Consider the following 12,302-nt stretch of genomic DNA (forward strand, 5'->3'; position numbering starts at 1 on the left):
CGGCTGCTTCCTCCGGTAAGGATGGGTGAGGATCACGAGGGCTTACGGGGGAGTGGTGGCGGAGAGTACCAGCCGGGATGTGTTGGTCCGTGGCCTTCGCATCCTCGGGCGAGCGATCCGCGAGGAGCCCCGCATCTTCACCGTCTCGGTGATCGGCAGCAGCGCGTTCGGCCTGCTCACGATCGGTGGGGCGTACATCGTCGGGGCGATCGTCGGTGACGTCGTCGTGCCCTCGCTGGAAGACGGGCGGGCGGAGGTGGGCGTCCTCGCGCTGGTCGCGGCCGCGCTGCTCGGGCTCAGCCTGCTCAAGGTCGGCGCGATCTTCGGGCGGCGGCTGGGCGCGGGGTTCATGCAGTTCCGGCTCCAGGCCGCGTACCGCCGCCGGGTCACCCGCCGCTACCTCGAACTGCCGGTCGCCTGGCACCAGCGCAACGCCACCGGCACGCTGCTCTCCAACGCCAACTCCGACGTCGAGGCGACCTGGTTTCCGATCGCGCCGATGCCGTTCGCGGTGGGCACGGTCATCATGCTGGCCGGCGCGTTCGTCTCGCTCTTCGCCACCGACTGGGTCCTCGCGCTCGTCGGCGCGGCCATCTTCCCGGCGCTCTTCGCGCTCAACGTCGTGTACTCCCGCCGCATGGCCCCCCGCCAGACCCGCGCCCAGGCACTTCGCGGCGAGGTGAGCGCGATCGCGCACGAGAGCTTCGACGGGGCGCTCGTGGTCAAGACGATGGGGCGCGAGGCCGAGGAGACCGCGCGGTTCGCCACGCGCGCGGCCGACCTGCGCGACGCGCTGATCTCGGTGGGGCGGCTGCGCGGCGTCTTCGACCCGATGCTGGAGACGCTGCCCAGCCTCGGCACGCTCGCCGTGCTGCTGGTCGGCGCCTGGCGGCTCCAGCAGGGCGCGGTCACGGTCACCGAGCTGGTCAGCGTCGCGTTCCTCTTCACGGTGCTGGCCTTCCCCGTGCGCGCGATCGGCTGGGTCCTGGCCGAGCTGCCGCGCAGCGTCGCCGGCTGGGAGCGGGTCAGCCGCGTCCTTTCGGCTGAGGGCGAGATGCCCTACGGCGCCACCACCCGTGGCGCCCAGGGCACGCCCGCGACGTTGCGCTTCGACTCCGTTCGATTCGGGTACGGCGGCACACCGGTCATCGAAGACGTCTCCTTCACCGTGGAGGCGGGCAAGACGGTGGCTCTCGTCGGGCACACCGGCTCCGGCAAGTCGACCATCGCCTCGCTCGCGGTGCGGCTGGTCGACCCGTCGCACGGCACCGTCCTCCTCGACGGCACGCCCCTGCCCGAGCTGACCGCCGAGTCACTGGCCGCCACGACCGCGCTGGTGCCGCAGGTGCCGTTCGTCTTCGACGACAGCGTGCGGGCGAACGTGACGCTCGACCGGGCCGGCGTCGCCGACGAGGACGTGTGGGCGGCGCTGCGGATGGCGCAGGCGGACGGGTTCGCGGCGCGGCTGCCCGAAGGGCTCGACACGCACGTGGGCGAGCGGGGCGCCACGCTCTCCGGCGGGCAGCGGCAGCGGCTGACCCTCTCCCGCGCGCTCGCCGGGCGGCCCGGCCTGCTCGTACTCGACGACGCCACCAGCGCCGTCGACCCGCGCGTGGAGGCGGCGATCCTCAGCTCGCTGCGTTCCGCCGACCCGCCCGCCACGATCCTGGTGGTCGCCTACCGCCGGGCCACGATCGCGCTCGCCGACGAGGTGGTGTACGTCGAGCACGGGCGCGTGGTGGCGACCGGCACGCACACCGAGCTGCTGGCGACCGTGGCGGGATACGCCGACCTGGTGACCGCGTACGAGAAGGCCGAGGCGGAGCGGGAGCGCGAGCGGGCGTACGAGGAGGTCGTGCCGTGAGCGAAGGCGGCGACTCGACCTGGGCCACGCTGCGCCGGGGACTGGCCCTCTCACCGGAGCTGCGCACCGGGCTGGCCGGCACGCTCGCGCTCGCGGTCGTGTCGATGGTGGGGCGCGCGGCCGTACCCGTGGCGATCCAGCAGGGCATCGACCGCGGCCTGCGCGCGCCCGGCGGCCCCGACCTCGGCGTGGTCGGCGTGGTCGTGGGCCTCACCGCCGCGGTGCTCGTGGTGACCACGCTCTGCGGCTACCTGATGATGCGGCGGCTCTTCACGGTCAGCGAGACCGCGCTGGCCAACGTGCGGGTGCGCACCTTCCGCCACGTACACGACCTGTCGATGCTGCACCAGCAGTCCGAGCGGCGGGGGTCGCTGGTCTCCCGGGTCACCAGCGACGTCGACCAGATCACCCAGTTCCTCCAGTGGGGCGGCGTGATCCTGCTGGTGAGCACCGGCCAGGTGGTGGTCACGACCGTCGTCATGGCCGTGTACTCGTGGCAGCTCACGCTCGTCGTCTTCCTCGCGTTCCTGCCCGCGATGCTGGTGATCCGGGGCTTCCAGAAGCGCCTCGCCGCGGCGTACGGCGTGGTCCGCCAGCGCATGGGCGCGATGCTCGCGGCGGTCTCGGAGAGCGTGGTGGGCGCGGCGGTCATCCGGGCGTACGGCATATCCGGCCGCACCGCCGCCAAGCTCGACCAGACCATCGACGCCCAGCGGCGGGCGCAGAGCCGCGCGATCACGCTGAGCGTGACCAGCTTCTCGACCGGCGAACTCGCCTCCGGCCTGGCACTCGGCTCGGTGGTGATCGTCGGCGTGCTGCTCGGCGTCGACGGCGCGCTCTCGGTGGGGCAGCTGACCGCGTTCCTCTTCCTGGTCGCGCTCTTCGTGCAGCCGGTGCAGATCGCGACCGAGGTGCTCAACGAGGCGCAGAACGCGATCGCCGGCTGGCGCCGCGTACTCGACGTGCTGGACCTCGAGCCCGACGTGGCCGACCCGGCGAAGGAGGGCGTCGACCTGCCGGCCGGGCCGCTCGAAATCCGCTTCACCAACGTGTCGTACGCCTACCCCGGCGGCCCCACCGTACTCTCCGATGTGGACATCGAGATCCCGGCCAAGTCGCGGGTCGCGGTGGTGGGCGAGACGGGGAGCGGCAAGACCACGTTCGCCAAGCTGCTCACCCGGCTCATGGACCCGTCCACCGGCTCGGTCCTGCTCTCCGGTGTCCCGCTGGACAAGGTGCGCTTCGAGTCGCTGCGCCGGCGTGTGGTGATGGTGCCGCAGGACGGCTTCCTCTTCGACGCCACGGTCGCCGACAACGTCCGCTTCGGCCGCCCCGGGCTCGGCTCTGACGGGCTGGCGCTGGCCTTCGCCGAGCTGGGCCTCGCCGACTGGGTCGAGGGCCTGCCGATGGGCCTGGCCACGCCCGTGGGCGAGCGGGGCGAGGCGCTGAGCGTGGGGGAGCGGCAGCTCGTGGCGCTGGCCCGCGCGTACGTCGCCGACCCCGACCTGCTCGTCCTCGACGAGGCCACCAGCGCCGTCGATCCCGCGACCGAGGTACGCCTCCAGCGCACCCTCGACGCCGTCACCCGCGGTCGCACCACGGTCGCCATCGCCCACCGCCTCTCCACGGCACAGGCGGCCGACGAGGTCATCGTCGTCGACAAGGGCCGCATCGTGCAGCGCGGCCCGCACGCCAAGCTGGTCCAGAGCCCCGATTCGGTGTACGGCCGCCTGTACGCCTCCTGGCTCGAACAGACCCGCTGACCCGCGCCGGCGGGCCAGGCCGCGGGCGAGGCTGCGGGAATCAACCTCCCGGCTCGTGGGCGTGATCAGGGCGTCCCGCGACGGCCCTCCCAAGCTTCGCGGGACGCCCTGGTCACGGCTCGGTGGGCGCGGACCGGGTCACGCGGTCGCGGTGCGGTCGGCGCATCGGCGGCAGAGCACCGGGTGCAGCAGGCGGGCCAGGTCGGCGCGGTCGGCCACCGGGCGGGGGAAGGCGAGCCGGGCGCGGTACTCCCGGCCCGGGGCGCCGAGGGCGACCACGAAGCCGTACCGGTCGAGGCGGACCACGCGGGGCGGCGGGCCGGCCGGACCGGTGTGGCCGCTGCTGGCGAGCTGCCGCTGGATGAACTCCGCCATCTCCGGCACGTGGTGGTCCGCCAGGTCGGTGAGCAGGTCCCACTCGACGGACTGGAGGGGGTCGGGCTCCGCGGCGGCGTACTCGTCGGGCTCGATGTCCCTCATGCGGCCGCCCACCTCCAGGCGGACCTCGACCGGCTCCATCCGGAAGAGCACCTGGCCGCGCCCGAGGTCGAGCAGGTCGCCGACGGGGTCTGTGTTACCGGGCACTGGTCCTCGGTTGGCGGGCCCGCCAACCGAGGACCAGTCCCAGATGAGGGAGCCGACGAAGTCCTGCGCCGCCTGCCGCGCCTCCACGCCGGTCAGCGGAGCCGCCCAGCCCGAGACCCACACGCGCCCGAGCGTGGGGGAGCCGGCGACCGGCGGTACGTCCTGCACGTCCAGCACCACCGCCACGTCGTCGTTGCCCTCCGCGGGCCGCAGCGCGGCGGCGAGGTCACTCTCCACCGGTACGAGCATCAGCACGCGCCCGGTTGAGTCCGTGGCGTGCCGCACCTGGTGCGGGCTGGGCCGGCAGGCGATGTGTGCGGTGCCGGGGAGCCGGCCGGCGGCCAGGGTACGGGCGACCTCGGCGGGGCTGGGCTGCATGTCGGGGACCTCCGGCAGTTAGGTTAGGCTTAGTAAGGGCAGGCTAACCTACTCGAACGGAGACGTCTACGTGAACCAGGCTCGACCCAAAGCGCGCATCTCGCGGGCGCTCGGCATCCCGCTGACCCGCAAGGACACCAGGTACTTCGAGCGCCGTCCCTACCCGCCGGGCGTGCACGGGCGGTCGCGCCGCAAGACCTCCGACTATCAGGTGCGGCTGCTGGAGAAGCAGCGGCTGCGTTTCCAGTACAACATCAGCGAGAAGCAGATGCGGCGCGCGTTCGAGGAGGCGCACCGCAGCTCCGCCAAGACCGGTGAGCTGCTCGTTTCGCTCCTGGAGCGGCGGCTGGACGCGGTGGTCTTCCGCGCCGGGTTGGCCCGCACCATCTACCAGGCCCGACAGGTCGTGGCGCACGGCCACGTCACCGTCGACGGTCGCAAGGTGGACCGCCCCTCCTACCGACTTCGCCCCGGCCAGGTGGTGCGGGTGCGCGAGTCGAGCCGCCAGAAGCCGCCGTTTCAGATCGCGGCGGCCGGCGCGCACGTCGACGGGCCCACCGCGCCGTACCTCTCGACCGATCTCGCCGAGCTGACGACCACGCTGTTGCGCCTGCCCGAGCGCCGCGAGGTGCCGGTGATCTGCGACGAGCAGCTTGTCGTGGAGTTCTACTCCCGCTGACCGGGTGGTGCCCCCAGCTCTCCGGTCACGTACCGCTGGACGTTGGGGGCGACCGCCGCGACCACGACCTCGGGCGGGGCGGAGGCGAGCGGTTCGAGCTTGAGTACGTACCGGACCATGGCCAGCCCGGCCATCTGGGACGCGACAAGGCTCGCCCGCAGCGGCGCTTCCGCCGGGTCGGCCGAGAACTTGGGCAGCACGTGGCGGAGCATCTGCGTGGTCACGAACTCGCGCATCAGCCGCGCCGACCAGTCGTTGGACACCGCCGACCGCATCAGTGCCACGCCCGCCGCGCCGGCCGGCGAGTCCCAGATCCGCAGGAAGAAGCGCACCAACCGCTCGCCGACCTGCTCGGGCGCGCCGGCGAGCACCTGGGGGAGCACCTCGGCCGGGTCGATCGGGAAGTCCATGGCCGTCTTGAAGAGCTGCTCCTTCGTACCGAAATAGTGGTGAACCAGCGCCGGGTCGACCCCGGCGCTGGTCGCGATGCCGCGGATGGACGCGGCGTCGAAGCCGCGCTCGGCGAACGTCTCCCGGGCGGCCGCGAGGATCGCCTCGCGCGTGTCCGGGTTGCCGGGCCGGCGCCCGGTCCGTCGTGCCATGTGCTTCCTTAACTCCGGTACGTGTCGCGCCGCGCTTTGCTTGCTGTCAGGTCGTGCGTCGCCTGCTGTCAGGTCGTGCGCCGCGCTTCGCTTGCTGTCAGGTCGTGCGCCGTCTGAGCGTGGCGGCGGCCAGGACAAGGGCGACGACCACGCATCCGGCAACAATGCCCAGGTCTCGCCAGAGCGTGGCGGTGGACTCGGTGTGCGTGCCGACCTCCTGGAGCGCCTCCACCGCGTACGACAGCGGCAGCACGTTGCTGATCGCCTCCAGCCAACCCGCCATCTGCTCCCGGGGCACGAACAGTCCACACAGCAGAATCTGTGGGATCGCCACGACTGGCATGAACTGTACGGCCTGGAACTCGGTGCGCGCGAAGGCGCTGCAAAACAGGCCGAGTGCGACGCCGAGCACCGCGTTGACCACCGCGATCAGGATGACCAGCCAGATGCTGCCGGCGGTGTCGAGGCCGAAGAGCCAGTACGCCAGCGCGGCCGCCACCGACGCCTGCGCCGCGGCCGCGAGGCCGAACGCGATGCCGTAGCCGAAAAGCAGGTCGAGCCGGCCGAGCGGGGTGGTGAGCAGGCGCTCCAGCGTGCCGGTGGTGCGTTCGCGGAGCATCGCGATGCTGGTCACCAGGAACATGATCACGAACGGGAAGACGCCGAGCATCACCAGCGCGACGCGGTCGAAGACGGCGGGCTGGTCGTCGTACATGTACGAGAGCAGCGCGAGCAGCAGCGCGGGAACGGCGATGAGCATGCCGATCGTGCGCGGGTCGTGCCGTAGCTGGCGCAGGATGCGGATGATCGTGGCGCCGAGGATGCGAGGGTTCATTTCGCCGCCACCTCCTGTGCCCTGATGAGCCGGAGGAACGCCTCGTCGAGGTCGTCGGTGCCGGCCGTCGCCCGCACCGCCGCGGGCGTGTCGTCGGCGATCAGCGCGCCCTCGCGGATCAGCAGCAGCCGCTCGCAGCGCCCCGCCTCGTCCATCACGTGGCTGGAGACGAGGATCGTGGTGCCGCGGTGGGCGAGGTCGTGAAACTGCTTCCACAGCTCGTCGCGGAGCACCGGATCCTGCCCCACGGTGGGCTCGTCGAGCACGAGCAGCTCGGGCTCGCCCATCATCGCGCAGGCGAGCGAGGCGCGGCTGCGCTGGCCGCCGGAGAGCGTGCTGACCAGTTGGCCGGCGGCGTTGGCCAGCCCGACGTCGGCGACCGCCCGCTCGGCGGTGGCCGCGTCGTACCCGTACAGCGAGGCGAAGTAGCGCGCGTTCTCCCGGACGGTGAGGTCCGCGTAGACGCTCGGGGCCTGGGTGAGGTAGCCGACCTTGCGGCGCAGCGGTGCCGAGCCGGCCGGCTCGCCGAGCACCGTGATCGCGCCCGACTTGACGACCTGGACGCCCACGATCGCCCGCATGAGGGTGGTCTTGCCGCTGCCGCTGGGACCGAGCAGCCCGGTGACGCTGCCGCGGGGAATCGTGCACGTGAGCCCGTGCAGCACCCGCCTCCTGCCCCGCTCCACGACGAGGTCGGTGACCTCGATCGCGCTGGTCATGATGGCCTCCCAAAACTCATTGTCCGTTGAAATCAACGCTAGATGAAATCTTGGCGGTACTCAAGTCGGGGGTTGACTTCGAGTGGGCTCGAACTGGAAGTGTGGGGCGCATGACGATGACGGTCAGCGAGGCCGCCGAGCAGGTCGGTCTCACCACTTACACCCTGCGCTGGTACGAGCAGGAGGGGCTGGTCGAGCCGGTCGGGCGCGACTCGGCCGGGCGCCGGCGGTACACGCAGCAGGACGTCGACTGGCTGCTCCTGCTGACCCGTCTGCGGCGCACCGGCATGCCCGTACGGGACATGCGCGAGTACGCCGAGCTGGCCCGCGAGGGCGACAGGACGCTCGGCGACCGCCGCCGCCTCTTCGAGGCGCACCGTGACCGCGTGCTCGCCCGCATCGCCGAGCTGGAGGATGACCTGAAGGTGCTCAACTACAAGATCGAGGTGTACGGGAAGATGGAGCAGGAGCTGCCGTGACGATCCGCCACATCGGGGGCGCGCCGGTCGCCGCCATCGGGCTCGGCTGCATGGGCATGAGCATGGCGTACGGGCCGGCCGACGACGCCGAGTCGACCCGCACCCTCCACCGCGCGCTCGACCTGGGCGTCAACCACCTCGACACCTCCGACGCGTACGGCAGCGGCGCCAACGAGCGGCTCCTCGGGCCGGTGGTGCGGGCGCGCCGGGAGGAGGTGTTCCTGGCGACGAAGTTCGGCATCCGGCTGCCGGCCGGGGCCAGCAGCTCGGCCGTGCCGGGTACGCGCATCGACAGCACCGCCGCGTGGGCCACCGGGGCGTGCGAAGCGTCGCTGGCGCGGCTGGGCATCGAGACGATCGACCTGTACTACCTGCACCGGCGCAACCCCGCGACGCCGATCGAGGAGACGGTCGGCGCGATGGCGGCGCTGGTGGCCGCCGGCAAGGTGCGTCACCTCGGCCTCTCCGAGGTCAGCCCGGCCACTCTCCGCGCGGCCCACGCGGTCCATCCGATCGCGGCGGTGCAGATGGAGTACTCCCTGTTCAGCCGCGACGTCGAAGACGAGATGCTGGCGGTCTGCCGCGAGCTGGGCGTGACGCTCGTCGCGTACTCCCCGGTGGGTCGCGGGCTGCTGACCGGCGCGATCAACAGCGCCGACCAGCTCGACGCCCCCGGTGACTTCCGCGCCACCGGCGTGCCGCGCTTCGCGGCCGACGCGCTCCCGACCAACCTGGCGCTGGTCGACGCGGTACGCGAGGTGGCCGCCGAGATCGGCTGCACGCCCGCCCAGGCGGCGCTGGCGTGGGTACTCGCTCAGGGCGACGACGTGGTGGCGATCCCCGGTACGAAGCGCGTCCGCTACCTGGAGGAGAACGTCGCGGCCCAGGACATCTCACTCACGCCGGAGCAGGTGTCCCGCCTCGCCGCGGCGGTGCCTCGCGGGGCGGTGGCCGGTGCCCGGTACGCGGAAGGGGCCATGCGCCTGATCGGCCACTGAGACTTTGCGGCGGGGGGCCAGCCTGGTCGGCTGGCCCCCGCTTCGTGCTGATGTCGGCTCGCGCGAGCCGCGTGCGGCTTCAGGGTGCGAGCGTCCGGTGTTTCAGAGTGCGAGCACCCGGTCGAGGAAGTCGCGGTAGCGGCGCATCGCCACCCGCAGCGCCTCGGTGTCCGGCGACTCCGACTGGCGGCGCGGGTCGAGGTCGACCTGCTCGTCCAGCAGCCGCTCGCCGAGCGTGTGCACCGCGCTCGCCACGAGCGCCTGCGCCTGGGCGACGGCGGCGGCCGGGTCGTCCACGAAGTTGGCCTTGATGAGCTGCCAGTCTTCGCGGAACCGCTGGGCCGCCTCCTCACTCCAGACCGCGATCTGCGTCTCCGCGAGGTCGCCCGGCCGCTGCTGGCCACCGTCGTCGGCAACGATCTCGCCGTCCGCCGTCTCACCTTCACCGAGTACGGCGATGGCCGCCGGCGCCGCGGCGCCGGCCGCCGTGGCCGCGTCCAGTTCGGCGGTCTCGTCCGCGTCGTCGCCGCTCGCGACGGTGGCCGGCGCGCCCGCGATGCCCTCAGCGTCGGTCGCGCCTTCGGCGGCCTCGTCCGTGGCCGTCTCGCTCTGGGCGGGCTCGCTCTGGGCGGTCGCGGTGTGGGCGGGCTCGTCCTGGTCGGGCTCTTCCGACGGCGCGGCGAGGATGCCCACGGGGGGCAGGCCGTCGGCGGGCGGGCTGGTCCACTCGTGGTCGTCGCCGCCGTCCGGCGTACCGCTGGCCGTCACCGTCACGACGTACGGCTCCGGGTTGGACCAGTCCTTCTCCTGAATGCCCACAGCCAGGACCTCGTCCCGCCCGGCGGCGGCATCTATCGGTTGAATGATGTCCTCCTCGTTGAGTATCTCGTCAGCCGCCCCGTCCTCCGGCCCCGCCCACGCATCGGCGACGGCCGCCCCGTTGATGCCGGGCACGTCCTCGGCGGGAGCGTCGGCGGGCGAGAGCGGCGCTGATCGCGCGGCAAGCGCACCGACCTCGGCCGGCTGGTCGAGGTCCAGGTCGGGGTCAGCGCCAAGCCCATCCACGCTGGCATCGCCGCCCGGCGCGGCTGCGGCTTCGTCGCTCTGGACGTCCTCGGCGGCTTCGACGCCCTCGCCAGCCTCCGCCAAGGCACCGTCCTCGACCGCCGCGCCGCCTTCGTCCCCGGCCTCGGCCGTCGCGTCAGCGGTGCCCGCGCCGGCGTCGGCTTCGGGGGCCGCGTCAGCGATGCCCGCGTCGGCCGCGGCCGTCAGATCGGTCTCTGGCGCCGCGTCCGCATCGGCCGTCGTCTCGCCTTCAGACGCCGCGTCGGCTTCGGTCGTCGTCTCGCTTTCGGCCGTGGCGTCGGCTTCGGCGGTCGTCTCGCCTCGGGGCGTCGCGTCCGTCTCGGAGGCGGTGTCGGTCGCCGGCGTCGTGTCGGTCTCAAGGCTTGTGCCGGTCTCAAGGCTTGTGCCGGTCTCCGGGGCGTCGGTGGCGTCGACGTCTCCCGTCTCGGCGGCCGCGTCCGGTGTGCTGTCGTCGGCCTCGGCCCCCGCCGCGGCCTCGGCCGTGATGTCGGCGTCGAGTGCGGGGGCGTCCGGTGCGTCGGCCTCCGTGACGGCGTCGGCCTTCGCCGCGGTGCTGGCGTCGGTCGCGTCGGTCTCGGCCGCTGTGTCGGCCTCGGTCGCGGCGCTGGCGTCGGCCGTCTCCGCGTCGTCGTCGCCGGCTTCCGAAACGCTGGCGTCGGCCGCTACGTCCGCTTCCGCTACGTCCGCTTCCGCTACGTCCGCTTCCGCGTCGGCTTCCTCAGCGGAGGCGTGGTCCGGCTCTTCGCCGGTCACGGCGTCGGCCTCCGTGGCGGTCCCGGTCTCGCTCGCCGGCCCGCCCGACGGCGCTTCGGTCTCTGCCGGGGCGTCATCGGTTGCCTGCTCGGCTGACGTTGCCTCGACCTCGGCCGGGGTGTCCGCGTCGCTCGCCTGCTCCGCCGACGCTGCCTCGGTCTCGGCGTCGCCATCGCTCGCCTGCTCATCCGGCGCCGCTTCGGCCGCGACCAGCGTGTCGCCCTCGGCCACTGGCTCGTCCGGCGCCGCTTCGGCCGCGACCAGCGTGTCGCCCTCGGCCGTCTGCTCGTCCGGTCCGGCCTCGTCCTCGGTGGTGGCGTCGCTGTAGCCGGCAGCCTCGGCCTCGATCGTGGCGTCGTTGTCGCCGGCTGCCTTGGCCGAGGTCTCGTTGGCCTCGGCGGGCTCGGCCTCGTCGAGGGCACTGCCGGCGCCGGCAGTCGGGTCGGCCGTGTCCTCGTCCGTCGTGCCGGCATCGGCCCGCGCGTCCGTCGCGTCGTCGTCGGTGTCGGCTTCGACCGCAGCCGCCTCGGGCTCGTCGGATGCGGCAGCCACTTCCACCGTCTCGGTGTCGGCAAGGGCTGCCGCCGGATCGGTGGCGGCCGCGTCCTCGCCGTCCTCGGCTGCCGGGGCCTCCTCGGCCTCGGGCTCGGCCTCGGGCTCGGCCTCGGGCTCGGCCTCGGGCTCGGGCTCGGGCGAGTCCGCGAGCGTGGCCTCCGCGTCGGAAGCCGCCTCCGCGTCGACTTCGGTCTCCGTATCGACTGCATCGACCGCCGTCGTGGCCGGCTCGGCTTCCGCATCCGCTTCGGCGTCGGGCTCAGCGGTGGGCTCCGGCCCGGCGGGAGCCTCCGAGAAGGTGCCCTCCGCGTCGACAGCAGCCGGCTCGGTGTCCGTGTCCGTGACCGAGTTGGGCTCGGCGTCAGCGTCGGTGTCCGTTGTGGACTCGGTCGCGATGGCGAGGGCTACGGTCGGCGCCTCCGCGTCGGCTTCCGGCGCGGGCTCGGCGTCCGCGACAGGCTCGTCTTCCGTGGGGGCTTCGTCTTCCGCGACAGGCTCGTCTTCCGTGGCGGCTTCGCCTTCCCCGACTGCCCCGCCATCGTCGTCGGCGTCGGACTCAGCGGCGTAGGACTCAGCGGCGTCGGGCTCGGCAGCGATCGGCTCAGCGGCGCCCGTCTCGGTGGCGAGGCCGGCTTCGGCAGCGGGCTCGGCTTCGGCCGCGATCTCAGGCGCCGTGAGGACGGCGGCACTGGTGTCGGACTCGGGCTCGAACAGCGTGTCGCCCGCAGCATCGGGCTGCTGCTCCTGGTCCACCTGGCTGTCGGTGTCCACCACGACGTCGGTGACGGCCTCGGGCTCGGCCTCGCCAGCGGTGGCGGCCTCCGAGTCGGTGCCCTCCGCAGCCTCGGTCGAGCCGTCCGTTGCCGCCACCACCGTGTCCGGTGTGTCCACGGGCTCAACGGCCTCGTCCGCTTCCGCTGCGTCCACGGCGCCCACCGTTTCTGCTGCTTCTGCCTCTGCCTCTGCCTCCGCCGCGTCCACGGTCTCCGCCGCGTCCACGGTGCCA

The 12,302-nt window shown here is 73.0% G+C and carries 10 protein-coding genes; 5 read left to right on the forward strand and 5 right to left on the reverse strand.

Annotated elements, in window-relative coordinates; translation table 11 throughout:
- The first annotated feature begins 55 nt into the window (after nt 1-55).
- Nucleotides 56-1,864, forward strand: coding sequence for an ABC transporter ATP-binding protein (locus tag ACFFIA_RS14510; RefSeq protein ID WP_377251028.1), 1,809 nt, complete (start codon nt 56-58; stop codon nt 1,862-1,864).
- A complete protein-coding gene (locus ACFFIA_RS14515) occupies nt 1,861-3,627 on the forward strand; it encodes an ABC transporter ATP-binding protein (RefSeq protein WP_377251031.1) in 1,767 nt (588 codons plus the stop codon). Before ACFFIA_RS14510 ends, ACFFIA_RS14515 begins: the two co-directional genes overlap by 4 nt.
- Before the next feature lie 138 nt (nt 3,628-3,765).
- Here ACFFIA_RS14515 and ACFFIA_RS14520 read toward each other — a convergent pair whose 3' ends face one another.
- Nucleotides 3,766-4,590 (reverse strand): DUF2470 domain-containing protein, encoded by an 825-nt coding sequence (locus ACFFIA_RS14520; protein WP_377251034.1) that lies wholly within the window; start codon nt 4,588-4,590, stop codon nt 3,766-3,768.
- A 70-nt stretch (nt 4,591-4,660) separates the two neighbouring features.
- On the opposite strand from ACFFIA_RS14520, the gene rpsD reads away from it, so the two are divergent.
- Nucleotides 4,661-5,269 (forward strand): 30S ribosomal protein S4, encoded by a 609-nt coding sequence (rpsD, locus tag ACFFIA_RS14525; RefSeq protein ID WP_377251037.1) that lies wholly within the window; start codon nt 4,661-4,663, stop codon nt 5,267-5,269.
- Here the strand turns inward: rpsD and ACFFIA_RS14530 are convergent.
- The 3 genes from ACFFIA_RS14530 to ACFFIA_RS14540 all read right to left on the reverse strand — a co-directional run bounded on the left by ACFFIA_RS14530 (nt 5,257) and on the right by ACFFIA_RS14540 (nt 7,425).
- Nucleotides 5,257-5,871 (reverse strand): TetR/AcrR family transcriptional regulator, encoded by a 615-nt coding sequence (locus ACFFIA_RS14530; RefSeq protein ID WP_377251040.1) that lies wholly within the window; start codon nt 5,869-5,871, stop codon nt 5,257-5,259. The genes rpsD and ACFFIA_RS14530 overlap by 13 nt on opposite strands.
- Before the next feature lie 97 nt (nt 5,872-5,968).
- Nucleotides 5,969-6,706 (reverse strand): ABC transporter permease, encoded by a 738-nt coding sequence (locus ACFFIA_RS14535; RefSeq protein ID WP_377251043.1) that lies wholly within the window; start codon nt 6,704-6,706, stop codon nt 5,969-5,971.
- Entirely contained in the window at nt 6,703-7,425 is a 723-nt protein-coding gene (locus tag ACFFIA_RS14540; RefSeq protein WP_377251046.1) for an ABC transporter ATP-binding protein, read from the reverse strand. Before ACFFIA_RS14540 ends, ACFFIA_RS14535 begins: the two co-directional genes overlap by 4 nt.
- Before the next feature lie 110 nt (nt 7,426-7,535).
- Between ACFFIA_RS14540 and ACFFIA_RS14545 the strand changes: the two genes are divergently transcribed.
- Both ACFFIA_RS14545 and ACFFIA_RS14550 read left to right on the forward strand, forming a co-directional pair.
- On the forward strand, nt 7,536-7,904 hold the full coding sequence (locus tag ACFFIA_RS14545) for a MerR family transcriptional regulator (protein ID WP_377251049.1): 369 nt from the start codon (nt 7,536-7,538) through the stop codon (nt 7,902-7,904).
- Nucleotides 7,901-8,902 (forward strand): aldo/keto reductase, encoded by a 1,002-nt coding sequence (locus ACFFIA_RS14550; RefSeq protein ID WP_377251052.1) that lies wholly within the window; start codon nt 7,901-7,903, stop codon nt 8,900-8,902. The genes ACFFIA_RS14545 and ACFFIA_RS14550 overlap by 4 nt, the downstream gene beginning before the upstream one ends.
- A gap of 102 nt (nt 8,903-9,004) precedes the next feature.
- Here ACFFIA_RS14550 and ACFFIA_RS14555 read toward each other — a convergent pair whose 3' ends face one another.
- A complete protein-coding gene (locus tag ACFFIA_RS14555) occupies nt 9,005-12,295 on the reverse strand; it encodes a midas domain-containing protein (RefSeq protein WP_377251055.1) in 3,291 nt (1,096 codons plus the stop codon).
- Between the last annotated feature and the right edge of the window lie 7 nt (nt 12,296-12,302).

The organism is Phytohabitans kaempferiae, assembly GCF_042433955.1.
Taxonomy (GTDB): Bacteria; Actinomycetota; Actinomycetes; order Mycobacteriales; family Micromonosporaceae; genus Phytohabitans; species Phytohabitans kaempferiae.

Bases quoted from the DNA above. Each gene is read 5' to 3' on its own strand.
- ACFFIA_RS14520 (WP_377251034.1), bottom strand. From the start codon at position 4,590: ATGCAGCCCAGCCCCGCCGAGGTCGCCCGTACCCTGGCCGCCGGCCGG.
- ACFFIA_RS14530 (WP_377251040.1), bottom strand. From the start codon at position 5,871: ATGGCACGACGGACCGGGCGCCGGCCCGGCAACCCGGACACGCGCGAG.
- ACFFIA_RS14535 (WP_377251043.1), bottom strand. From the start codon at position 6,706: ATGAACCCTCGCATCCTCGGCGCCACGATCATCCGCATCCTGCGCCAG.
- ACFFIA_RS14540 (WP_377251046.1), bottom strand. From the start codon at position 7,425: ATGACCAGCGCGATCGAGGTCACCGACCTCGTCGTGGAGCGGGGCAGG.
- ACFFIA_RS14545 (WP_377251049.1), top strand. From the start codon at position 7,536: ATGACGATGACGGTCAGCGAGGCCGCCGAGCAGGTCGGTCTCACCACT.